Raw genomic sequence first — 23,723 nt, forward strand, 5'->3', positions numbered from 1 at the left:
GTTTTTAAGGGCCGTTTATGGATATTCGTGCGTTGCGCTATTTTATTGCTTTGGTGGAAAAGCAGAGCTTTACTGCCGCATCGGCGTCATTGCATGTGACGCAACCGACAATCAGCAAAATGGTGCGTAACCTTGAGCAAGATGTGGGTCAGCCATTGTTGCACCGAGAGGGAAGGCGGTTTTGGTTAACCGATGCTGGTGAGGTAGTGTATCAGCGTGCGCAGAGCATTATTGCTGAGTTCGAGCAGCTAAATACCGAACTCGACGATCTCAACCAACTTGCACGCGGCCAGCTTAGATTGGGGATGCCACCGATGATAGGGCCGCTGTATGCCAATGTGTTACGTGAATACCGTCAACGTTACCCAAATGTCGCGCTCAGTATTGTTGAATACGGGGGGCGGCGCACCGAACAAGCGCTGATCAATGGTGAGATTGATGTGGCAATCACCATGCTCACTGACACCCAGCCTGAGTGCTTGCAAAGCTTACCCTTACAGACTCACCCCATTTATGCAGTGCTGCCTAACCAAGCCGCGTGGCGTGCGCAAAAAAGCCTGACATGGCAGGCAGTGAAAGATGAGCCTTTTTATCTGTATAGCGCTGAATTTACCTTAAGCGATCGGATTATTGCCCGCTGTAAAGAGCATGGTTATCAACCCACCATTGCCGCGCGTAGCAGTCAGTGGGATTTTTTAGCCGCCTTAGTGAAAAGTGGTGCAGGGGTGGCGTTTTTACCCGCGCCCCTATGCCAGCGCCTTAGTGCCAGTTTGGAAGACAGTGAGTTATTGCTGGTGAAACCAATAAGCCCAGCGATTGAATGGCAACTGGGGTTAGTCTGGCACGGCGAGCGTTATGTCTCACGCACCGCCGAGGCCTGGATGCAGTTGTGTCAGTCGACAGAGGTGCATCGATAGACTCAGTGCTTTGATCCACAACGCCTTTTAGTACGCAATATGGTGGGGATATTAAATTCGATACTCAGAGACAGCGTGATGTGGGATGAAAAAACTCGCTAGAATTTAGTGATTGAGGACATACTCGTTATAACACAGTTTTACACGTCATCTTCCGACAACATTTGACGACAATTACGAACTGTTAGTACGCGGATCTCATGGCTTAAGCTATAGATAATACGATATTAGTATTGGGCATTTCAGGAACAAAGCGCCCCATTTCAGGCATACTTCCAAGTAGTTCAGTTTTGTCAAAAACTTCGTTTACCCACTTTTCCGCCGCAGGTGGATTATCTAAAGAAATAAATTCCGCTGCATCGCCTAATTTCTGAAGCGCTAATGGAGACCAAACTACTTTCATTTCTTAATGCGCCCCAGTACTTGAGCACGAGCATCATCATTTGAAACACCAAGGCCTGAAGCTAATTGAGCTTCAGCTGTACGCATTTCTTCCAGTAACTCGATCTTCTCTTGCATTGCTTCATACTCTGCAACATCGAGAACAACAGCTACACCTTTGCCATGCTGTGTGATGACCAATGGACGGCGAGTCTCATTGATTTGTTTGATGTAAGAAGCTACACCTGCACGAAATTCAGATAACGGCTGAATATCTTGATCGAAATGAATACGACTCATATTGAACTCCAAAAATGGTACAAAATAACGTACAAATTATAGTTCAGTTAACCGTTTTGAGCAAGGAGTTGGAGTTGTTCCTGTGTTATAACATCGTATATTGCGCATACGCGATTTCCAAAACCGTCATACGCACTATCATTCATATAAACAACTGAAATATATAGGTTTATAGCTTATCATGAATATCTCTTTCCGTGAAAGTGTGCACGCCGTATATCTTTACTAAGGTATTCACACTATCCCCAAGCGTTAAGCTGTAACCGATTGACTAATCGACACTTTTAATTATCCATTTTGGGATAGTGTGCATATTTCACAGATAAACGCGCACGCTTTTGCGTGTATCTGGCCGATAAACAGGTTAACCATCCCGTGTTTGCCATGCGACCGCCAGTCAGTTGTCGGCATCTAACACGCCATTGAGTTGGCAGGTTTGGGATTAGTCTATCAAGGGCTGTTTTGGTTTTCGTGCGCTATTGTCCAAAGTATTAGATAAGCTATGTTTATTAACTCTTTCCCACGCGGTAGCGTGGAAACGAGAAAAACCTCTGTCTTGTTATATGTAATTGATAGTGCGTCGCTTAAGGTTAGCCGTAGCAAGAAATTCAGTGATTTTACGCTGGATGAGCTATCACACTTAGCTGCTAAAGCCATGTTGCCAGAAAAATTGGTGTTAGATACCGCAAAGCAAACTGTAGCAGGCTTCCATGAAGTATGGGCGAAAGAAAAAGCGCATTTACCACTTACTAAGTCGATGATTAAGGCCATCGAAGAGCACTTACGAAGCATACCACTAGGCTGAAATTTGACGTGCGTGAAGGCAAGATGACGGCTATGGGCGATAAAACCTATTCGACGAGCAATGTGCGCGAGCTCTATCTCGCGCACTGCTCTGGTTGGGATGCGGCTGTGCCTGTCGATGCCGATCAGTGCGATTGCGCTGAATGGGTGGTGGCAGAGCGCGTTGCTTTTGTGGTTTGGCGCGTCGGTTGCGGGCGCTTTTGGTTGCGGTGGATTTGATATTGTTGCCATGCAAAGGTCACCACAAAACAGCCTGTGAGTAGCAATACAATGGTCGGGCCTGGTGCGCTGTCGAGGTAAAACGACAGAGTGACGCCGCCCACGGCGGTGACTAAGGCGATGGCACAGGCAATCCATAACATGCGGCTAAATTGTTTGCTGAGCATAAAGGCGGTGACACCCGGTGCAATCAACATCGCCACCACTAAGATGATCCCCACCGCATGTAACCCCGCCACAATGGTGGCAATCATCACCGAGAGCAGGAGCCAGTGAAGCTTTTGCACTGGTAGCCCGAGCACGCTGGCTTGTGCAGGGTCGAACGAAAGCAGCATTAAATCTCGCCCTTTAAGCAGCACAAGCGCAAGCACGACTAAGCCTGTGATAGCGGCGGTGAGCAGCTGTTGGTGGTTAATCCCCAACAGGTTGCCAAATAGAATATGATCAAGGTGCAAATCAGACGGGAATTGGCCTTGCAAAATCAGCCCCAGCGCGAAAAAGCCAGAAAACACAATCCCCAGTAAGGTGTCTTCTTTCACACGGCTATTTTGTTTTAGCCAATGCACACTGGTGGCGCATGCGGAGCCCGCGGCAAAAGCGCCAACAATCAGCGGCAGGCCAAACAAGTTTGCCAACACCAATCCCGGCAGCACCGCGTGTGCCACGGCATCGCCAATCAATGACCAGCCTTTTAACACCAAATAGCATGAAAGCAGCGCACAAGGCAGCGCCACTAAGACGGCCATCAGCAAGGCATCTTGCATAAAAGTCAGTTGATACGGATTCATTGCAGTGCCTCCTGACGTTTGGCGCGCCGCGCGAGGATCCCGTGTTTGGGGCCAAACACAAAGGCGGCTAAGAAGAGTCCCACTTGGGCCAACACAATCAGTGCGCCGGCGTTAAGGTTAGCGAAATAGCTGATATACACCCCAAACAGTGAGGTGAGTGTGCCGATGACACCGCTCAGTACCAACACGGGCCCGAAGCGATCGCTCAATAAATAGGCGGTGGCGCCGGGGGCGATCACTAAGCAAATCACCAAAAAGGCACCGACACTTTTAAGTGCCGCCATGGTGCAAGCACTGAGCAGCGCAAAAAACAGCACCTTAAGCCCCACCACAGGTAAACCAATGCAGCGGGCGTGGCTTTCATCGAAAAAGGTCAGCATAAAATCACGCCATTTCACTGCCAGTACGGTGAGGCTTACCAAGGCAATGATCAGCATTTGCACCGCATCGAGTGGGGCAATGGCGAGCAAGTTGCCTAGCATTATTTGTTGAATATCGACCGCGACGGGCGAAATCGAGACCAAAAAGAGGCCGAAGGCGAAAAAGCTCGAGAAGATTAAACCGATGATCGCATCTTGTTTTATCTGGCTACGTTGGTGCAAAAACAGCATCACACTCGCGGCCATGCCGCCGGCAACAAAGGCGCCGAGTGAAAAGGGCAAGCCCAGCATATAAGCGCCGGCGACGCCTGGTACGATCGCATGGGAGAGGGCATCGCCCATCAGCGACCAACCTTTGAGCATCAAAAAAGCCGAGAGCAAGCCGCACACGCCGCCAATCAAGGTGGTGACCAGCAATGCTTTTTGCATGTATTGATAGGCGAGAGGATCGAGTAAGCTCATTCGCGCCGCTCCTGCGCGCTTTGTTCGCGCTTGCCATACACCACCAGGGGTCGTTCATCGTCGGAAATGACCGACAGCTCGCGCGGATCGGCGTCTTGGTGGAGTTTCTCACTGGGCATCACATACTGGCGCAGTTTGCCGCCAAAAATGGCACTCAGGTTCTCAGTAGTAAATACATGCTCTGTGTGTCCGCCTGCCACCACCGCGCGATTGACCAGCACGGTGCGATCGCAAAAGTCGGGCACGGTGCCAAGGTTATGGGTGGCAATTAAAATGGTTTTGCCTTCGTCTTTGAGCTCGAGCAGCAAACGCATAATCGACTCTTCACTGGTGACATCTACGCCAGTAAAGGGCTCATCCAGTAAAATCAGCGGGCTGTGCTGAGCCAGAGCGCGGGCAAGAAAGACGCGCTTTTTCTGTCCGCCGGACAGTTCACCAATTTGGCGCTGGCGAAAGGCTGTCATACCAACCCGGGCTAAAGCTTCATCCACCGCTTGATGATCCGCCGCTTTGGGGCGACGCATAAATGACATCTTGCCGTAGCGGCCCATCATCACCACGTCTTCCACTAACACCGGGAACGACCAATCGATTTCTTCGGATTGAGGCACATAAGCGACCAAGCCTGCTTTTTGCGCTTGCTTAATGGGAGTGCCGTTCACCGCAATGCTGCCACTGCCGGGATTCACAAACCCCATGATCGCTTTAAACAAGGTGGATTTGCCGCTGCCATTGGCACCCACCAAGGCAGTGATGGTTTGCGCTGGCAGCGAGAAGCTGGCGTGCTCAAGGGCACACAGGCCGTTTCGATAGACGACACGTACCTCGTTGACATCTAACACACTGGGCGTGCCATCGGTTAAATCATAGTGCGTCATGGCGCAACCCCGCTAACACGGTTTCTGTGGTCACTGTCAGTAAGGATAGATAATCAGGCACCGGTCCGTCAGCTTGACTGAGCGAATCGACATATAAAATGCCGCCATAGCGCGCGTCGGTTTCGGCGGCGACTTGTTTGGCGGGCGCATCAGACACGGTGCTTTCGGAGAACACGGCACGCACTTGGTGTTCTCGTACGGTATCAATCAGCGCGCGAACTTGTTGTGGTGTGCCCTGACGCTCAGCGTTAATAGGCCATAAATAGGCTTCGTTGAGGTTCAAATCTCGCGCCAGATAGGAAAAAGCGCCTTCACTGCTTACTAGCCAACGCTGGGATTCGGGGACAGCGGATAGCGCGTCTTGCGCACGAGCGAACACAGCTTGAATTTTTGCCTTGTAGGCCTTGGCATTGGCTTGATAATGAGCTTGATTGGTAGGGTCGTATTTAATCAGGGCTTGCGCAATGTTATCAACGTATTGCATTGCATCAGAAGGGGACATCCACGCGTGCGGGTTGGGTTTGCCACGATACGGGCCTGAGGCAATCACAATTGGCGCCACTCCGTCAGATAGGATCACATTCGGTACCTTATCAATGTGCTGGAAAAAACGTTCGAACCAGCGCTCTAAGCCTAATCCGTTCCACATCACCACATCCGCATCTTGCGCGCGCAGAATATCTCCTGGAGTGGGTTGGTAATTGTGGATCTCAGCGCCGGGTTTAGTGAGCGACACTACCTCGGCATGCTCGCCCGCTACGTTGCCAGCCATATCCGCGAGAATGGTAAAGCTGGTCACCACTTTTAACTTGTCCGCGTGTTTTAATTGGTCGGCGTGCGCCATCGGAGAGAGCAAGAGCGCCGCAATAATTAGCAGGTGTTTTCTCATAAGCGTTAATCTCGTTCATTATGCATGTGACTACGGCGCGATATCGCCAGCCGATCATACTTTAAAGATAACGGTTATGATAATCATTCTCAAGTGGGTGTTGGTAAAAAGGGCACACGAGGCGCCCTGTCGTCACGTTTCCTGTGATCTTTTACTAATCACGAATGGTGTCGTAGCGAGCCCATTCCATAATGGTCCAATCTTTCTTCTGCGCGTGCAGGCTTAAGTGCGGGTCGGGATTGACGGCAAAGGCGCTGTCGACTTGCTCAAGCAAGGGGACATCCCAGTGCGAGTCACTGTAACCATATGTGTGGCCGACAGTGTCATGACGGTCAGATAGCCATGCCTGCATGTAGTCGTGCTTGCCACGATAATCACGCACGCAATGCGATATGCTGCCCGTATATACGCCATTTAATGTTTCAAGCTCAATCGCAATCACGGTATCGAGTTTGAGCAGTTTGCCAATCGGACGCGCTAGGTGGGCGGCGGTGTTGGAAACTAACACACAGTGATCGCCGCGGTTGCGATGCCACTCGATACGCGCTAATGCTTGTGGTACCACCACGGGAGCGACGTGCTGATCGATAAAGTCGGTGGCCCAAGCAGCCACGGTTTGAATCGATTTTCCTTTGACCGGGATCAGCTGCACTTGCATATATTGCTCAAGGTTGATGCGGCCTTTTTTAAAATCCAAATACGCCCGCTTCTCTTGCTCGACCACGTTTTGCGGGGCGAGATTGCACTGGCAAAGGTATTCCAGCCACGCTTGTTTGGTGTCGGTAGCGACCAAGGTTTCGTCTAAGTCGAAGAATGCAATGTTAATAGGTAATGTCATAGCTAAACTAATTTTTCTGTATTATTGCCGCCATCGTAACTAGAGACTATGACGAAAAGGTTTCAGTGTTGATGCGACAAAAAAGCCTTGGCATGTGGCCAAGGCTTTTTTAGTTTACTGAGTCTAGCAAGTTACTGGCGAATGCCTTCTACGTGCAGCTCCATATCAACGTATGTGGCAGGGCCCATAGTGGGAATACCAAAGTCTTCTAGCTCCAGGCGGGTGTTACCCATAAAGCCAGCGCGGTAGTTGCCCCAAGGATCTTCACCGTGACCGACGAGTTCAGCGTCGATTTCAATTGGCTTAGTTTGGCCATGCAAAGTGAGATCGCCTGTAATGGTCATCGAGCCGTCGCCGTTGTCGGTTACGTTGGTGCTTTCAAAGGACGCTTGGCCATATTCGCCTACATCCAAGAAGTCACCGCTACGAATGTGCTTATCACGCTCAGCATGGTTAGAATCAATACTGGTTGTATCAATCGTCACCGACACACTTGATGCGCCAATGTTATCTGGGTCGAATTCAAATTGGCCGTCAAACGTATTAAAACGACCTTTGGTAAAGCTGTAACCTAGGTGTGGCACTTTGAAGTTGACCGAGGCATGTGCGCCTTTGGTGTCAATCATATAAGTGTCTGCCAGTGCAGGCCCAGATAAGAGTGTCGCGGCGCTCATTCCCATGGCTAACATGAGTTTTTTCATTTCGGGTTTCCTCCGATCATCTTCCGTAACGTATTGTCTTTATCTTTAAAATGGTGTTTAAGTGCCATAATGGCATGGCCTGCTGCTAACACAATCAAGGTGATGGCGACGTAGTAGTGTATATCGCCAGCAATGTCTGATTGATTGGGAAACAGCTCCCCTGCGCTCGGCACGGTAAACCAGGTGAATACATCAATCCCTCGCCCATCTGATGTTGAGATCAGATAACCGGAGACAAACAAAGTGATTAGCAACAGATAGATTGTATGATGCCCAGCCGTTGCTGCTTTACGTTCCCAAGCCTTACCTTCAACGGTGGGCATGGTGTGTGTTGCTTTCCACACAAGTCGACCAACTGTCGTTATCGCCAATAATATGCCTATCGATTTGTGCCAGTGTGGCGCAGTTTGATACCAGCTGCTGTAGTAGCTCAAGTCGACCATCCACAATCCGACAGCGAAAAGGCCAACGATAACGAGACTCGATAGCCAGTGTAGCGTACGCATAACGCGATCGTAGCTATTTTTCGGTGTCATTTGTTCCCGCTCCCAATTACTAATCCAACACAGTATATAAGGTGAATAGCAATATAGAAGCTATTCACCTTGAACAAGATGTTCGAATAATTCTAACGAACTCTGGACAGTGTTACGACTCGTTGGCGGTCCAGCTAAGGCTTAATGAGACAGAGTCGGCAAATCTGAGTGCATGTGGCTTATCAATGGTGACTTGTGCGTAGCGCACCCAGTGATGGTCACGTGCAATGTCTAATACACCGGCCACCAGCTTTTCGAGTAAGAGAAAACGTCCGTTCTCAACATAGTCAATGATCGCCTTAGTAATATCTTTGTAGTTGAGAGCATCATTTACATTATCTTCTTCACAAGCCTTGTGGCCGGGATAATGAATCTCGACATTGATCACCACATCTTGTTTTTTCTCTTGTTCGTCAGGATTAAAACCGATGTAAGTGCGCAGGCGCAGGTTAGTTACTTTAATCACAGCGTCGTTCATAGTCGTTTCCTGGTCACGAAAGTTAGACAAGATGGCGTCCGCCATCGAGTTTGATGGATTGGCCAGTCATATGTTGACTCGCAAGGATAAATTCACAGGCATTCACGATTTCTTGCTCGCCAGGGACTGAGCCCAATATGGACTTATGGCGTGCTTTTTCACGATAGGCTTCATCATCGCCATCATTAAACATGATTAATGCCGGTGAAATACTGTTCACTTTGATGGAGGGTGCCAGTTGTTGAGCAAACGAGAGAGTGAGGTTTTCGAGTGCCGCTTTGCTGGTGGCGTACGCGGTATGCTTGGCGCTGCCTTTTTGCGCAACATAATCGGTGAGATGGATAATGTCACCCTGTTGCATCCAGCGAGGAGCGGCCATATTGATGAGATAAGGGGTTTTTGCATGGATTTGCATCATATTATCAAACAGCGATGCAATATCTTGACTGTGTTTCTCACTGTCCCAAGATGACGCATTGTGGATCAACGTATCGAAAGTGGGATTTAAGGCATCAATATAGTCAATGAAGGTATAAACGCCCTCATCCGTTGAGAAGTCTGCGTGCAAGCAGCGCGCGCCCTGCGATCTTAAATCGGCCACTTGAGGGCGTTCAGTACGATAAGATATCGTTACCTGATGACCCTGATTAAGAAAATGGCAAGCGAGTGCGTAGCCAATGCGCTGTCCGGCGCCAGTAATCAATATATGCTTTTTTGTCACGCGTGTTCCTTTGCATTTATGTATGGATGGCATCAATAACAAGGATTAACGGTTCTATTACGTTTCATGCACTTATCGCGATCAAAGATAGCGTTATATTGCACATAACGATAGCATTTACCCAGTTAACTCGCTGATTTCGTGCCATAAGCAACAAAACGGACATACGATGTCGAGCTTTAAGAGGGAAAGTAAGATGAAAATTTGCCAATGGGCGCAGCAAAGTGAATCTGAGCGTGTGTATCACGATAGTGAGTGGGGCGTACCGACATTTGATGATCAAGCGATCTTTGAGTTCATTTGTTTAGAGGGCGCACAAGCAGGGCTGAGTTGGCGCCTGATCCTACAAAAGCGCGCGGCGTATCGTACGGCTTTCTTCGATTTCGACTTTTACCAACTCGCGAACGTGGCCGAACCGAATATCGCTGAGATCATGGCCAACCATGAAATTGTCCGTAATCGTTTGAAGGTGGCCTCTGTATTTACCAATGCCAAGGCGGCGGTGACGCTGGTGGAGGAGTACGGTTCATTGGCTAAAGCCCTTTGGCAGTTTACCGGCGGCGTGCCCATTGTAAACCATCACCAATCGGATGCCGATGTCGCCACGGCGACGGACGAGTCACGCGCCATGAGCCGTTTTTTGAAAAAGCGCGGCTTTAAATTTGTGGGTGAGACGATTTGTTATTCGCTGATGCAGGCACTCGGTATGGTGAATGATCATGTCGTCACGTGTCCGCGCTATCAAACTTGTTGCGAGCTTGCCGACGCGGTCAAAGCGCAAACTCAGAAATAACGGCGGAATTGCCAGAAGCGCGCTTGCCAATAGGGATTATCTAAACGTGACACTGTCACCCCTTTCGATGCCGACGCGTGCATAAAACGCTGCTCACCCAGGTAAACACCCACATGACGCAAGCCCGGGCGGATATGGAAAAACACCAGGTCACCTTGCATTGCGGCCTCATAGGCAATTTGGTTGCCTATTTTTGCTTGGCCGTGGGTAGTGCGCGGTAATGGAGTGGCAAGCGCTGATTGATACACGTGTTGCGTATACGCTGAACAATCAATACCTTGCCGCGTGGTTCCTCCCCAACGATAGGGCGTGCCTTGCCACTGACGATAAAGTTGGGTAAGTGCCCGGTCTAGTGCTTGATCGCTGATGGTGTTTGTGGATGGCGACAAAGGCGACACTGAAGGTGGATCGGGTTGGGTCGTGCAACTGGTTAGCAACACGCTAAGAACACTGATCAATAAAAGTCTCTTCATGCACTGCCCTTAATACAATTCCGTCCTGCCGCTTTGGCTTTATACAAGGCTTTGTCTGCCAACTGTAATACCTCATCGGGCGTGTCGGCTTGCGAGGCATCGGCATAGCCAATACTGACAGTAATGTTGACGGGCTTTTTATCGGTCGTGCGTCCGCGCTTTTGTCGGCCTTGCTTGTCATAATGAGGACGAGATTCATCGCGCAGCACCAAGGGATAATTGGCGATATCTTCGCGCAGCGCATCGAGAAACGGTAAGCAATACTCGGTGGTTTTTCCCTTGAATAATAAGGTGAATTCCTCGCCGCCATAGCGAAAAGCACTGGCGCCTCCTTCACAGCGCGCCATTTGCTTAGCCACAAGCTTAAGCACATCGTCACCGATTTCGTGCCCGTAGGTATCATTGAATTGTTTGAAATGGTCAACATCCAGCATAGCCAGGGTGTAACGGCGGCCAAGGTGTTTAAGTTCATCTTCGAGTGCGCGCCGTCCAGCGATTTCGGTGAGCCCATCCACGAAAGCCAATTGATGACTGAATGATACTTGGTTGGCAATCAATAGCAGACCTGCGAGTGAAAATATCAGTGACGAAATGAATGGCACATTAAAAAATATCAAGGTGGTGATACTACACAATACGCTGACAAAAGCAGCGTGATCCTGAATACTATTGTTGCGCAAAAGACGAATGATACTCACACAAATCAAAATAGAGAGCAGCACAATCAGCAGCAGTGGCATGGGGCTAATCGATATCGCCCTGACTAAAATAGGGTGCTGTTGAAAATATAAGGATAATTCACCGAATTGCTGCACCAGTAGCGCACACCAACCGATTTCCATCCCAATAACGAAAAAAAATAATAGGCCGAAGCGAGAGGTCAGCTTTTGATCGCGGACGATGATCATATAGAGCAGATTAATCGGTAGCGCGACTGCTAAAAGTAAGTACTCAAGATAGGTGGTGCCTTGATCAAGCGGCGATTGAAGCCGAGTAAGAATAATTGTGTATCCCACCAATAAGATGATAACCATCATGCCCACGCGGGCGCTTTTAAACAAGTGGCTTAAAAGTAGGGCATTGAGCAAGAGAAAATAGGGGGCTGCATATACTAGGTTATAGTAGGGCGCGAGCGAGGTAACCAAAGGCTGATAACCTGCCGCGAAGAGTAACAATAAAGCAATTGGAGTCCCCATACGGACCGCAGAAGAACGTAAAAGCCCCATGAAACCTCTTAAACGGGTTGAGGTAACACCATCAACCTATCACTTTTGAACGACTCGTCAGACACGCAGGCTGTGATAATTGCGATGGTTTAATAATAAACGTTATTTAATGATTAGATTATCACTTTTCGGAAAAAAAGAAAGCCAAGCAACAATGGCTTGGCTTTCTATCAGGTCATGAACAATAACTAGCTTTCAGATGTGTCCGAGAGCGTGAATACCTGTGTTGGTTTGGCAACAATCGAACGGGTGGTCTCTTTAATATCGGCAATAACCACTTCTAAGCTATCGCCAAGCTTGAACTCAACGTTACCGTCGATAGTCACTGTGCCTGTCTCTTTATCACAGGCAATCCGGGTTTTGTTGTCCAAGATCAGTGAGCCAGGGATAAACGCCGGTGCACCATTTTCGAGTAGGCGGACACGCATACCCGCGCGGTTAATATCAAAGATCTCTGCGGTATACCGAGTCTGTGCTTCAACTTCTGGTTTGAGCAAACGGGTATAAAGCCAATCAGCCACGTCACGCTCGGCCATACGGTGATGTTTACGGTGGCCGGCAAGCTCTTCACCCACGGTATCGGCCGGGGCATTGGCTTCGGTTTCGCCGCGAATAATTGCTTTAAGCAAGCGGTGGTTGATCATATCACCGTATTTACGGATAGGTGATGTCCACGTGGCATAGACATCTAAGCCCATTGCGTAGTGTGGCGCTGGCTCATGACCAATCTCGCTGTATGCTTGGAAGCGGCGCAAGCGGTTATCAAGATAGGTGGTGTCTAGGCTGTTTAACCAGCGACGGAGTGCACTGAAGCCTTCGACGGTTGCTAGGCTTTCGCTGTCCGCCTCGCCGTCGTGCGCTTTTACCAGCTCGACCACATCGTCGAGCTTTTCACTGTTAAAGCCAGCATGGGTATTAAAAATACCGAACCCAAACGATTCGCTTAGCTTACGACCCGCGCAAATGTTAGCGCTGATCATCGACTCTTCCACAATGCGATTCGCAATACGACGCTGATCCGTGTGAATAGCAATCACATCGTTATCTTCACTGAGTTCAAAACGGTAATCAGGGCGATCTGGGAAGGTCACTGCATGGGTTTCACGCCATTGAATGCGTGCTAACGCAAATTGGTGAAGCTGATGAATCTGGTCAGCGATCGCCGGTGTTTGCGGTTGCCACTGAGCTTGCTCGCCTTGCTCGATGTAATCCGACACCTTGTCGTAGGCTAGCTGGCCATGTGATTGGATCCATGCGGAGAAAAACTCTGCGTCATCGGCAATGGTGCCATCCGCGGCAATATTGAAGGTACAACAAAGTGCAGGGCGCTGTTCGTTTTCACGGAGGGAGCACAAATCATCACTGAGATCACGCGGTAGCATCGGGATATTGCGCCCAGGTAGATAAATGGTGAATCCGCGATTACGTGCAACCTGGTCGAGTTCATCATCCGCATCTATATAGGCGGTAGGATCGGCAATTGCCACTGTCATGCTAAAGCCACCTTGTGGGTTGGCTTCCACATACAGAGCATCGTCCATATCTTTGGTCGATTCACCATCAATGGTCACAAAGGGAAGATCGGTGAGGTCACGACGCGTAAGCCCCTGCTCTAACATTGGCCATGCGTCTTTAGGCGCAGGCTCTTGGTTAGGTAGGTTGTGCTTGGCTAAGGTGACCCACCAAGGGGCAATTTTGTCTTCTGCGTCGGTGATCTTTTCACTGATTTCGCACAAAAAGTGGTCATCCCCTTTAAGAGGATGACGCGTCAGCGATGCAACGACCCAATCACCTTCTTTTAAACCGTCTTGTGACAGGCCGCGCTTTGTTTTCGCGCGTAAGGCGTCTTTCATTTGTGGATTATCAGGCACGACATTCAGACGGTTACGAACCCACTGCACGCGACCGATAAAGCGATCCAAACTTGGTTCAACCAGTGTTTCTGGCTCTGCCACTTCCCGATCTTTTTCAGTACGAACAATGGCTTCTACGCGGTCGCCATGTAGTACCTTTTTCATATACGGTGGTGGGATAAAAAAGCTGGTTTTGTCGTCAACTTCGAGAAAGCCGAAGCCTTTCTCGGTGGCTTTTACCTGTCCTTCTTTTTTGGGCAGGGTTTCCTGGATCTGTTGCTTTAACTGCGCGAGCAGGGGATTGTCTTGAAACATAACTTGGGTCTCGATTAACGGATCGCCACACTATACGTATTCACTGTTTCAAAACCAACCCGTGGCAATAAAATCCTGTGAACCACACCAGGCTCCTCGTGCTCTGTTTTGTTTGTATTTTTTTTGTCCACTATTTGTTGGCTTCATCGACAAGCTGCGAGATATATGTCCATGAGGTCTGTTTTTTGTGAACTTGTTCAACTTTTTCTGGCTTTTTTGGTGTAAATAGCGCAGTATATTCACCCTTAATGACTGAGGCCCGTAGCGCTGGTGACTAACACTGTATAAAAGACAGTGTTTCATGGTTGAGCAGAACGCTGAAGGGGCCCCGTTTCGCTACACTCATAGATTGGGATCCCAATGCAAGAATCTGTAACCAAATTTCGCCAGTTAGATCTGGCCGACACCCTTTTGTCTGCGCTTGACTCAATGGGCTTTGAAACACCAACACCTATCCAAGCCGCCTCCATTCCTGCACTCCTCGAAGGTCGTGACGCACTCGGTAAAGCGCAAACCGGTACCGGTAAAACCGCTGCTTTTTCACTACCGTTGTTGAACAAAGTTGACCTAAACCAACACAAACCACAAGCGATTGTGATGGCACCAACGCGTGAGTTGGCGATTCAGGTTGCTGCAGAGATGAAAACGCTGGCACAAAACATCAAAGGCCTCAAAATTCTTGAGATCTATGGTGGTGCGTCGATTGTTGATCAAATGAAAGCGCTAAAAAGCGGCGCGCACATCGTGGTGGGAACACCGGGTCGTGTAAAAGATTTGATTAACCGTGACCGTCTTAAGCTTGACGAAGTTCATACCTTTATTCTTGATGAAGCCGACGAAATGCTCAAAATGGGCTTTGTCGACGACGTCACTTGGATCATGGAGCAGGCACCAGAAAGCGCACAGCGTGTTCTTTTCTCTGCGACCATGCCGCCAATCGTAAAACAAATTGTTGATCGCTTTTTGCGTGATCCCGCTCGTGTTGACGTGGCCGGTAGCAACCGCACTGTTGAAAAAGTAGAGCAACAATTCTGGGTGGTTAAAGGTGTCGAAAAAGACGAAGCGATGAGCCGTCTACTCGAAACCCAAGACACGGATGCATCGATCGTCTTTGTACGTACTCGCCAAGACACTGAGCGCCTGGCCGACTGGCTATCAGCTCGCGGCTTTAAAGCGGCAGCTTTGCATGGTGATATTCCGCAATCATTGCGCGAACGCACGGTTGATCATTTGAAACGTGGTGTGATTGATATTTTAGTGGCAACCGACGTGGTTGCGCGTGGTCTCGATGTAGCCCGCATCACCCACGTATTTAACTATGATATCCCGTTTGATGCTGAATCGTATATTCACCGTATTGGTCGTACTGGCCGTGCAGGTCGTGCGGGTAAAGCAATTTTGTTGGTCCGCACCAACCAAATGCGGATGCTGCGTACCGTCGAGCGTGTTACTCAGACTAAAATGGAAGAAATCCAACTGCCGAATCGCGATAAGGTCGCTGAGGCACGTGTCGCTCAACTGGCCAGTGAACTGGCTGAGAAAAAAGATGGCGATGCGATGGGTCCATTCGTTGAACTGATTGAGCAACTACAAAACGATATTGACGTTGATGCAACCACACTGGCTGCTATGTTACTCCAGCGCCAGCAAGGTAAACGTCCTTTGTTCTATAAAGGCCCAGACCCAATGATCGCGGCAATGGATCGTGAAAAGCAGCGTCGTGAACGTCGCCGTGATGAACGTCCAAGTGGTACTGATCGCCGTGATACCAACCCAGCTGACTGGGATACGTATCAGTTAGATGTTGGCCGAGAGCAAGGCGTACAAGTAAAAGACATCGTAGGTGCGATTGCTAACGAACTTGGCTTGAACAAGCATAATATTGGTGCAATCAAACTCGCACCTGCTCATACGTTTGTGCAGCTGCCAAAAACCATGCCGAAAGAAGTCTTTGCGCAATTGCAAAAACTGCGTATTCGCCAAAAAGAGACCAACGCACAACGTGTTGAAGGTCAGATCATGCGTGAACGTCGTGGTGGTGACCGTAACGGCGGTGGCCGAGGCCGTAGTGACCGTGATAGCCGCGGTGGCCGTGGTGAACGTCGCTTTAACCGCGATCGTGGTAATGAGCGTCGCGCGCCTGCACGCGGTGAGCGTCGTCAAGCACAATAAATAGTTTAAAGCCGAGCAGTGATGCTCGGCTTTTTTGTTTGTGTCTGCGATGTAATGCCTTGTTCGCAGGGTATTAACGACGTGGATATAGGGCTTTTCATTGATATTGCTATGATGAAACAAGGCCGATAGAGTTAGACGGCGAGGTGGACTCGCCATGCCACTGTTGTTACGCGTGGTAGGTAATGGAGCCTACACACCACGGCGTGTTAATGATGAGTTGCCCCTGTCATGATTAACTTTCAAAATACACTGCGTCTTCTTGGCATGCCTGTTTTATGGATGGGCATCGTGCAATTTGTTTTCGGGCTTTTGTCGTTGTTTATTTTTCGCGACGGTGTCTCGACACTCTTTTTCTATCCCTCCTTACTCATGATGCTGGCATCATTAGTGATTTCTTGGTTATTTCGTAAAAGTAAGCTCAATCAGGTCACCTTTCGCGATGCCTTGTTGTTTTCAACGCTGACTTGGGTGTTGGTGGGGCTACTTGGCGGAATACCAATAAAGCTAGTGACAGGCGTTAACTTTGCCGATGCAACGTTTGAATCTATTAGCGCACTGAGCACCGCCGGAGCAACTATTCTCAGTGGTCTCGATGACATGCCAGCGGCATTTCTGCTGTATCGCCAATTTCTCCAGTGGATGGGAGGTTTAGGCGTTGTTATCTTTGTGGTTGCGGTGTTACCCATGCTCAACGTGGGGGGCATGCGGTTGCTTAAAGCAGAGACGCCAGGCCCGATCAAAGATGAAAAGCTATCGCCACGTATCGCTAAGACCGCGCACTATTTGTGGGGGGTTTATCTGGTGATTACCTTGGCCTGCGCACTGGCGTATTACCTTGCGGGAATGAGCGCATATGATGCGATTGCACATAGCTTTTCTACGGTATCAACGGGTGGATTTTCAACTCATGACGCGAGTATGTGGTATTTTCAAAGTCATACGCTGCTTATGATTGCGAATGTCTTTATGCTATTGGGCGCGATTAACTTTGCGCTACATTTTCGTATTTTTCGCATCGGTTGGCGTGGTTTGAGACTCTACATCGACGACGAGGAATCACGTGTATTTCTCATTGTCGTGACGTGCATGTCGGCAATACTTGGCTTGTATCTTTATAGTGAAGCACGCTACGACTCGCTGTGGGCCTCTCTTAGCTTTGCTGCATTTCACGTGGTGTCGTTTATTACCAGTACCGGCTTCGGTGCTGCTGACTTAAGTACTTGGCCGGCGGCTACGGCGTTGTTTTTGGTGTTTTGTGCCTATCTCGGTGGCTGTTCTGGCTCAACCGCGGGCGGGAATAAAATTATTCGAGACATTATTACGTTTAAAATTATTCGTCGCCAACTTCATCAATTGGTTCATCCGTCGGCAGTATTACCGATTCGGTATCAAGATAAAGTGGTGTCGAACGATGTGACCCAAGCGGTCATGGCGTTTATGTCGCTTGCCTCGCTGACGACCGGTGTCTTCACACTATTAATGATGACAACCGGTCTCGATTTTTGGTCCTCTTTTACCGCTGTTGTGGCATGTATTAATGTCCTTGGCCCTGGGTTTGGCGAAGTGGGCAGCAACTTCCAGCCGGTCACAGACACCGGGATTTGGATACTCAATGTTGCCATGATCCTTGGGCGTTTGGAGTATTTCACCGTCCTTGCACTGTTTATGCCTCACTTTTGGCGTTGGTGAACCTGGCGTTTAAACAAGCTGTGTCGAGGATTCGGGTTGCAATGAAGCAACAAATTGCTCGATATGGTGATAGCGTGTATAGGGGTTTAAAAATACAGCTTTTTCTCCAGGAATAAACAAACATTGCCCGTGATGATCAAACTCTGTATGGGCAATGGATTCTACCCAATTTGTTTGTAGCTGTTTGCCTTTGCGGTTGAGGAAGTGTTGACGGTGAAACAAGCTATGTTGAGTGATGCTATCCACTTTATCACCAACGTGGTGAAGTGACTGCTCTTGTTGAAAAACGGCATCGACGTTTAGGGTTGCTGAAGGCTGATATAGACGAAAGGCGACTGTTGGCCCGAGATTATCTTTCGCAACAACTTTGCAGTGAGGAAGTGACGATAAGTGTGCTTTCAGGTATTCGGCATTTTGTAAGCCGTGTCCTACCATTGTTTGATAGCCGCGCTTGCCAAGCATATTCAACGCGCAATAACTCCCATAGACACCCGCGGCACCACGAGAACATTCTATGGTCGACTGCAAATGCGTTTGCGCTGTTTTGTTTGACTCGAAATAAGAGAAGTAGTGCGGATCTTGTTTTAGGTACTCCATATCGGCTTGGTGCTTAAACATCACCAAGCTTGCGGTATAGGGGACATATCCCCACTTTTGAAAGTCGATGGTCACAGAATCCGCAAAACGGAGTCCACGAATTTTTGGCGCTAATGCGTGAAGCTTCTCTAATAGATTGTTGTTCAAACCAATAGGGTTGTTGTCGAACGCGTAGTCATTAAACATGATCAGTGGCCAGCCGACGGCGGCATCAACATGAATATGTGGTTTCACCGTGACATTAAAGCGTTGGCAAGCTTGCTCATTAATGCGACAGACACGCTCAACATCGTCAATCGCAAATGTATCTGTCGTACCAAAGGTGAGTAAGACAGTAGGGACGGGAATGCCCTCGGCAAAACAGTGATTGAGGGTGCGAGAAAAGTCATCCAGATCGAGCCGATTATTGCTATCGACTTCGATTCGGAGCGCTTGTCTGGGGATATCGGTGCCCAATAGACCTAAGTTCGTCATATTGGAGTAGTGACCCGCAAGTGAGTTAATCATGCGGAAGTCTTGCCCTTGCAACCCGCGTTGCCCGGAATGGGGGAACTGTTTTCTCAATCCCATTAAATATCCATACAAATTACCAAAGGTACCACCTTGCGTGAATATACCGGTAGATTGATCAGGTTCGTAGCCAATGAGATTGGCCATTTGCCGGACTAACGTCTTTTCTAACTCGACCGATAAACCCGCATATTCACTGTAGACTAGGTTAGGATTGGCCATTGTGGCCAGTAATGCACCGTGTATAGCAGGATCGCACGGTGCGGTAATCACATTTTCGACCGATCGAGGTGACGTCCAGTCTTTCGAATGGGTTGCCGCTTGTAATGCAAGCTTGGGAAAGGTGGTGGCGCCTAAGTCACTTTGTGTGGGGATCTCGGTTTGTTGCTTCAGTAACACATCACTGCTTTCAAACGCAGGCTGCATGCCATTCGCAAGCCAGTGCGCTAATTCTGGTGTGTGATAAATAGGCCAACGCTTAGGATCACGATTAAAAAAATGTTGGCGGATTGTTTGATACTGACTTAAAAAAACGGGCGTTAACGCGTGGGATATCAGTGAATGGGACATAACAACAACCTTTAACGATGATGATCAGGCAGCGGTAGTGCCGCCTGATCACGATGCTTAACGCAATAGGGAGTGATGGCTTTTGGCCAGTGACACTTAGCGCAATTTAAAGTTATTAACCATCCGATCCAACTCTTCGTTAGAGTGGGTGAGTGACTTGGTGGCGGCAGAGGTTTGATTCCCGCTATCCACGAGTTTGCTCACCATATCGCGGATCGACAACATGTTCTTACTGAGCTCTTCAGCAACTGAACTTTGCTGCTCGGTAGCCGTTGCAATCTGTGTACTCACATCGTCAATTTCAGTGACCGACGCGCTCATAATCGTCAAGCTATTTGAGACTTCCGAGGTTTTATCAGCTGTGGTTTGACATTGCTCTTTGGTTTTTTCCATCGCTTCAACCACGCTGGACGTGCCATCGAGTAATGCAGTGAGCATGTCAGAGATTTCGGTTGTGCTGCTTTGTGTACGCGCCGCTAACGCGCGGACTTCATCGGCGACAACCGCAAAACCACGGCCCTGTTCACCAGCGCGTGCTGCCTCAATCGCCGCGTTTAACGCAAGGAGGTTGGTCTGTTCTGAAATATCGCCAATGACAGTTAAGACGTCACTAATCCGGTTTGCATCTGTATTCATGCTGGTAATACGGCCCGACATTTCTTCCACTTCATCAACCAGCGCACTGACCGTGATGACAGCGTTATCAACTACTTTTAGTGACTGATTGGCTTCTTTGCTGGCCGCTGCAGTAATGTTGTTAGATTGAGATACGTTCTCAGCAATACTCCGTGCGCTCTCGCTCATTTGAGTGATTGCGGTGACCACTTGCTCGGTTTCTGCTGAGTGAGCATCTAATACAGCTTCATTTTCACTGGTCGTTTGTGATAACTGGCTGATATTGGCCGAAATCGCCTGGCTGGACTCTGCCACGCTTAACATCATATTTTGTAAGTTTTCGACGAACCGGTTGAAGCCATCACTGATCTGGGCTAGGTCATCATTACCGTTAACGTCGAGGCGTGTTGTTAGGTCGCCCTCGCCGCGAGAGAGATCAAGGACCGCTTCTTTAAGCTTAAGGAGGGGTCGATAAGAGACCTGAATAATGCCATAAATGGCGCCCAGGCTGACGATCAAGAGTAATATCCCTGTGCCTACCGATTCGATTTGAGCATCGGTGACTTCAGCCAGTGCTGTTTTTTGATCGACAAAGACCATCAAGGTCCAGTATCTCCCCTCGGTCAAATTTACCCGTTGAAAGTAGCCATCAAATTGGATGCCGCTATAGGGAAACGTGAGGTGACCTTTTTCATTGCTGCGGAACATACTCTCCATTTCAGAGAAGTTTGCACTGACTTGCGACGGTGTTTTACCAATATCATTCGGATCATCACTGGCAAAAAAGACCGCGTTCTGATCGGTGAGTGTGGCTGCGCCGCCCGCAAAGCGCATTTGGCTTACCTGAGTGATCACATTTTGTAGCGGAATGTCCCCCAGTAAGGCACCAATAAACCGTCCATTCTCAAACACGGGTGCGACGGCACTGATCACTTTCTCACCTGTTACTTTGTCTGTATAAATTTCAGACAAATGAATGTCTTGGCTGGATTTAACTGCACGGTACCAATCACGATCGCGAAAATCGTATTCATTGGTGGTAATCCCGTCGCTTGAGTGATTTGACATATACGAACGGCCACTCTCGTAAGTCATAATCACATTAGCGATACCTGCCGTATCGGCAAGCATCCGTACTTGGGCAACATTCTCTGATTCGGTCAAATTTCTGGCAAAGTGCCCGGCGCCTTTTTCAACCGCGTTGAGTTGGGATTGAACTAATTGCTCTAATTCAAGCACATGGTGATCGACCTTATTTTGCGTTTGTTTCACCAGGGCACTGACCATGTTGTCACGTAATGACATCGCATTCAGCGAACCGAGGACGACCAGAGAGAGGGTCACAAGCAAACCCACTCCCAAAATAATGCGAGATTTAAACCCTAAGGTCATAGCGATTACCCCTTACTGAGCGTGCAGTAAACTGTCTAAAAAGTAAGGGTGAATTCCTTGCAAGGTAGGAACCTATTGCCCGCTTTTTTATGCGGTTATGATAAGACCACCAAGGAGTCACCCAGCCAACACTTTCTTTTACAAGATTGTCATTTTCTTTTAAAAGACTGTCAGTACAAGTTGCTTCATAAACAAAGAAGATTTCTTGATAAGAATAACACTAGAGTGGGTTCTACGATTTTGCCAACTTAAAAAACAAAAAATGTATGACAATCTAGCGTCATTTTAGCCTTGAGTGAGTCATGAAAATAAGACAGAAGAAGATGGTTTAAAACGGTACGTGTGGTAGAGAGGGAGGACAAACGTTATCGTATTTGCAGGCTGAGTGCGGTTCGGCACCAACTCACCGTGTTTGGTGCCTGAGTGTGTAAAACGTTGATCACGGTAAGTGTGAGTGAAGTACGGTTTCAGCGCTCGGTCGTATCGGTCGCTGTTTCAGGGATAATAAAGGCCTCAGGTTGAGCGCGATACTTGTTAACAGATGATAAATAGACATCACGTTGCCAATCCACCAAAACATTGGCTTCTTGTTCGTAAAGGCTTTGTGGCGCTTGGTTATTCACCACTTTCCAGACGGCATACGCAGCTTGTTTATCAAGCTCTATTTTTTGTTTTTCGTCAGCTGGAAGGTTGGCTAAGTTGATATCCATTAGTACGTTCTCATGGTAATCGGAATGAATCGATCCTAACCGAGCAGGGTGTGCTCGGCAAGATTTACCCGCGATTAACGAGGTACTGACATTATAATCTATGTGTCTGTTACGCTGGTCGCCATGTATTGTATACCGACTGGAAAACAGAATGACGTTTGACGAGCAAGACAGACAAGCTCTGCACCAAACTTGGATGTCTTACAAAGCCAAAGCACGGATCACACAAAGCGAAATGGCAAAAAAGTTGGAAGTGAGCCACCTAACGTTTTCTCGCAGTATCCATGGTGATGGCGTACTAGAGAGCCGGTTTGTATTCGCCTTTTGTCATGTCATGGGCGTTGAACCAAACAAAATTTTGCCCAGCTTACGTAATCGTGAGCAAGTTAGCCAAGACGTATTAGTTACCAACAAAGTCGTTGTTGATGGTGATATTGAAGCGGTTTACTACGAGGGCCATACGGTGATTATCGAATACCGTAAGCCGCTGGCGCCATCAGATGATACGACGCTTGAACGGGTTTCTTGATGGACGAGAGGCGGCTGGCCGTTGTGGCTCAGGCCTTTGTGAAAGCTGTGCAATAATTGTTGCGCGTTCGTCGTCAGTCATTTTACCCCAGTTGATGATTTCATCGAGTGTGCGCTTACAGCCGACACAGACATCGTCTTCACGACGGCAATGACCTATACACGGGGTTAACACAGACGCTCCTTAACCTATCACGGGAAGGTAACGGACAGTCCGGCTGGCTACCCGTTACCTTGTTATGGCTCTTTGTTTTGAGTATATCGCGTTGTTTAACGTGTCACCATGCCTCTGGCTTGCTGGGCACGCTCTTCATCACTGGCTTCGGCGGACGCTGGGGTGACTAACGCGGTTTGGCACGCCGGGCGTTCAGCCAGTTTATCGACCCAGGCTTTTAACGCGTCCAGTCCAGTGACATCAATACCACTCCATGCATGAATTCTTGCCCAAGGCCACGTGGCCATATCAGCGATCGTATAGCTATCACCGGCAAGGTAAGAGTGACGTTGCAACTGATGGTCAACAACCTCAAGCAGGCGGCGTCCTTCCTTTTGATACCGCTCAATCGCTGCAGGGATTTTTTCAGGGAAGTAACGATAAAAAACATTCGCTTGCCCCATCATGGGGCCGATGCCGCCCATCTGAAACATCAGCCACTGTATCGCTTGTGAACGCGCTTTAGGATCATCCGGTAAGAACTGCCCTGTTTTTTCCGCGAGATAAAGCAAAATTGCCCCAGACTCAAAGACTGGAAAATCGCCATTACTTTTATCGACAATCGCAGGAATACGCCCATTGGGATTAATGGCGAGAAAGTCAGGTTGTTTTTGTTCGTTAGCCATTAAATCAATGGGATGGAGCTGATAGGCCAATCCCATTTCTTCCAGTGCAATTGCGACCTTTTGACCGTTCGGGGTTGCAGCAGAATAGAATTCAATCATCGTTGCTCCTTGCTTTATCGGTAGGAGATTTATTCGCCACCAGGCT

Annotated in this window: 23 protein-coding genes and 2 pseudogenes; 6 read left to right on the forward strand and 19 right to left on the reverse strand. The window is 48.7% G+C overall.

The features are described 5' to 3' along the window. The first annotated feature begins 17 nt into the window (after positions 1 to 17). Positions 18 to 917, forward strand: coding sequence for a LysR family transcriptional regulator (locus tag HLG76_RS04485; RefSeq protein WP_175993144.1), 900 nt, complete (start codon positions 18 to 20; stop codon positions 915 to 917). 140 nt (positions 918 to 1,057) lie between these two features. Here HLG76_RS04485 and HLG76_RS04490 read toward each other — a convergent pair. Together HLG76_RS04490 and HLG76_RS04495 are read right to left on the reverse strand one after the other, a co-directional pair. Next, positions 1,058 to 1,320 (reverse strand): annotated as a pseudogene (locus HLG76_RS04490) (type II toxin-antitoxin system RelE/ParE family toxin). Beyond that, a complete protein-coding gene (locus HLG76_RS04495) occupies positions 1,317 to 1,598 on the reverse strand; it encodes a type II toxin-antitoxin system Phd/YefM family antitoxin (protein WP_021024253.1) in 282 nt (93 codons plus the stop codon). Before HLG76_RS04495 ends, HLG76_RS04490 begins: the two are co-directional and overlap by 4 nt. A gap of 571 nt (positions 1,599 to 2,169) precedes the next feature. Here HLG76_RS04495 and HLG76_RS04500 point away from each other — a divergent pair. Beyond that, positions 2,170 to 2,403, forward strand: a pseudogene (locus HLG76_RS04500) (type II toxin-antitoxin system HipA family toxin); the annotation flags it as partial. Positions 2,404 to 2,527: 124 nt separating this feature from the next. On the opposite strand, the gene HLG76_RS04505 reads toward HLG76_RS04500, so the two are convergent. From HLG76_RS04505 to folM, 9 genes are all read right to left on the reverse strand, one after another. Then, entirely contained in the window at positions 2,528 to 3,409 is an 882-nt protein-coding gene (locus HLG76_RS04505; protein WP_077461388.1) for a metal ABC transporter permease, read from the reverse strand. After that, a complete protein-coding gene (locus tag HLG76_RS04510) occupies positions 3,406 to 4,251 on the reverse strand; it encodes a metal ABC transporter permease (RefSeq protein WP_175993145.1) in 846 nt (281 codons plus the stop codon). Before HLG76_RS04510 ends, HLG76_RS04505 begins: the two co-directional genes overlap by 4 nt. After that, the gene (locus HLG76_RS04515; RefSeq protein ID WP_077669854.1) at positions 4,248 to 5,129 is read right to left on the reverse strand and encodes an ATP-binding cassette domain-containing protein; all 882 of its coding nucleotides are present in this window, start codon (positions 5,127 to 5,129) and stop codon (positions 4,248 to 4,250) included. The genes HLG76_RS04510 and HLG76_RS04515 overlap by 4 nt, the downstream gene beginning before the upstream one ends. Beyond that, positions 5,116 to 6,018, reverse strand: coding sequence for a metal ABC transporter substrate-binding protein (locus tag HLG76_RS04520; RefSeq protein WP_175993146.1), 903 nt, complete (start codon positions 6,016 to 6,018; stop codon positions 5,116 to 5,118). The genes HLG76_RS04515 and HLG76_RS04520 overlap by 14 nt, the downstream gene beginning before the upstream one ends. Before the next feature lie 154 nt (positions 6,019 to 6,172). Further along, the gene (locus HLG76_RS04525; protein ID WP_077461384.1) at positions 6,173 to 6,856 is read right to left on the reverse strand and encodes an HAD family phosphatase; all 684 of its coding nucleotides are present in this window, start codon (positions 6,854 to 6,856) and stop codon (positions 6,173 to 6,175) included. A 131-nt stretch (positions 6,857 to 6,987) separates the two neighbouring features. Then, on the reverse strand, positions 6,988 to 7,557 hold the full coding sequence (locus HLG76_RS04530) for a YceI family protein (RefSeq protein ID WP_077576931.1): 570 nt from the start codon (positions 7,555 to 7,557) through the stop codon (positions 6,988 to 6,990). Then, positions 7,554 to 8,093 carry a cytochrome b gene (locus HLG76_RS04535; protein ID WP_175993147.1) on the reverse strand — a complete coding sequence of 180 codons (540 nt, stop codon included), beginning with the start codon at positions 8,091 to 8,093 and terminating at the stop codon, positions 7,554 to 7,556. The genes HLG76_RS04530 and HLG76_RS04535 overlap by 4 nt, the downstream gene beginning before the upstream one ends. 112 nt (positions 8,094 to 8,205) lie before the next feature. Next, positions 8,206 to 8,571: a dihydroneopterin triphosphate 2'-epimerase gene (folX, locus tag HLG76_RS04540; protein WP_175993148.1), complete on the reverse strand. Its 366-nt coding sequence runs from the start codon at positions 8,569 to 8,571 to the stop codon at positions 8,206 to 8,208. A gap of 22 nt (positions 8,572 to 8,593) precedes the next feature. Continuing rightward, positions 8,594 to 9,292: a dihydromonapterin reductase gene (folM, locus tag HLG76_RS04545; RefSeq protein WP_368656343.1), complete on the reverse strand. Its 699-nt coding sequence runs from the start codon at positions 9,290 to 9,292 to the stop codon at positions 8,594 to 8,596. Between the two features lie 196 nt (positions 9,293 to 9,488). Between folM and HLG76_RS04550 the strand changes: the two genes are divergently transcribed. Then, positions 9,489 to 10,085, forward strand: a complete 597-nt coding sequence (locus tag HLG76_RS04550; RefSeq protein WP_175993150.1) for a DNA-3-methyladenine glycosylase I — start codon at positions 9,489 to 9,491, stop codon at positions 10,083 to 10,085. On the opposite strand, the gene HLG76_RS04555 is transcribed toward HLG76_RS04550, so the two are convergent. From HLG76_RS04555 to HLG76_RS04565, 3 genes are all read right to left on the reverse strand, one after another. Further along, positions 10,076 to 10,558 carry a C40 family peptidase gene (locus tag HLG76_RS04555; protein WP_175993151.1) on the reverse strand — a complete coding sequence of 161 codons (483 nt, stop codon included), beginning with the start codon at positions 10,556 to 10,558 and terminating at the stop codon, positions 10,076 to 10,078. The two genes, HLG76_RS04550 and HLG76_RS04555, sit on opposite strands and share 10 nt — an antisense overlap. Continuing rightward, positions 10,555 to 11,784, reverse strand: coding sequence for a GGDEF domain-containing protein (locus tag HLG76_RS04560; protein ID WP_175993152.1), 1,230 nt, complete (start codon positions 11,782 to 11,784; stop codon positions 10,555 to 10,557). Before HLG76_RS04560 ends, HLG76_RS04555 begins: the two co-directional genes overlap by 4 nt. Before the next feature lie 188 nt (positions 11,785 to 11,972). After that, the gene (locus HLG76_RS04565; protein ID WP_175993153.1) at positions 11,973 to 13,952 is read right to left on the reverse strand and encodes an exoribonuclease II; all 1,980 of its coding nucleotides are present in this window, start codon (positions 13,950 to 13,952) and stop codon (positions 11,973 to 11,975) included. Positions 13,953 to 14,312: 360 nt separating this feature from the next. Between HLG76_RS04565 and HLG76_RS04570 the strand changes: the two genes are divergently transcribed. Together HLG76_RS04570 and HLG76_RS04575 are read left to right on the forward strand one after the other, a co-directional pair. Beyond that, entirely contained in the window at positions 14,313 to 16,124 is a 1,812-nt protein-coding gene (locus HLG76_RS04570; protein ID WP_175993154.1) for a DEAD/DEAH box helicase, read from the forward strand. A 231-nt stretch (positions 16,125 to 16,355) separates the two neighbouring features. Next, a complete protein-coding gene (locus HLG76_RS04575; RefSeq protein ID WP_077461372.1) occupies positions 16,356 to 17,816 on the forward strand; it encodes a TrkH family potassium uptake protein in 1,461 nt (486 codons plus the stop codon). A gap of 9 nt (positions 17,817 to 17,825) precedes the next feature. On the opposite strand, the gene HLG76_RS04580 is transcribed toward HLG76_RS04575, so the two are convergent. From HLG76_RS04580 to HLG76_RS04590, 3 genes are all read right to left on the reverse strand, one after another. Then, positions 17,826 to 19,493, reverse strand: coding sequence for a pyridoxal-dependent decarboxylase (locus HLG76_RS04580; RefSeq protein WP_175993155.1), 1,668 nt, complete (start codon positions 19,491 to 19,493; stop codon positions 17,826 to 17,828). A 96-nt stretch (positions 19,494 to 19,589) separates the two neighbouring features. Further along, entirely contained in the window at positions 19,590 to 21,500 is a 1,911-nt protein-coding gene (locus HLG76_RS04585; RefSeq protein ID WP_175993156.1) for a methyl-accepting chemotaxis protein, read from the reverse strand. 467 nt (positions 21,501 to 21,967) lie between these two features. Further along, the gene (locus tag HLG76_RS04590) at positions 21,968 to 22,210 is read right to left on the reverse strand and encodes a DUF3283 family protein (RefSeq protein ID WP_021022993.1); all 243 of its coding nucleotides are present in this window, start codon (positions 22,208 to 22,210) and stop codon (positions 21,968 to 21,970) included. A 151-nt stretch (positions 22,211 to 22,361) separates the two neighbouring features. Here HLG76_RS04590 and HLG76_RS04595 point away from each other — a divergent pair, with 151 nt between their 5' ends. Then, on the forward strand, positions 22,362 to 22,739 hold the full coding sequence (locus tag HLG76_RS04595) for a hypothetical protein (protein WP_021022994.1): 378 nt from the start codon (positions 22,362 to 22,364) through the stop codon (positions 22,737 to 22,739). Here HLG76_RS04595 and HLG76_RS15165 read toward each other — a convergent pair. Then, positions 22,707 to 22,913, reverse strand: coding sequence for a DUF1289 domain-containing protein (locus tag HLG76_RS15165; protein WP_175993157.1), 207 nt, complete (start codon positions 22,911 to 22,913; stop codon positions 22,707 to 22,709). The two genes, HLG76_RS04595 and HLG76_RS15165, sit on opposite strands and share 33 nt — an antisense overlap. A gap of 95 nt (positions 22,914 to 23,008) precedes the next feature. Then, complete coding sequence (locus tag HLG76_RS04605; protein WP_175993158.1) at positions 23,009 to 23,677, reverse strand: glutathione S-transferase family protein; 669 nt, start codon at positions 23,675 to 23,677, stop codon at positions 23,009 to 23,011. Between the last annotated feature and the right edge of the window lie 46 nt (positions 23,678 to 23,723).

Origin of the sequence: Salinivibrio sp. EAGSL, from assembly GCF_013366455.1 — a bacterium.
GTDB classification, from domain to species: Bacteria; Pseudomonadota; Gammaproteobacteria; order Enterobacterales; family Vibrionaceae; genus Salinivibrio; species Salinivibrio costicola.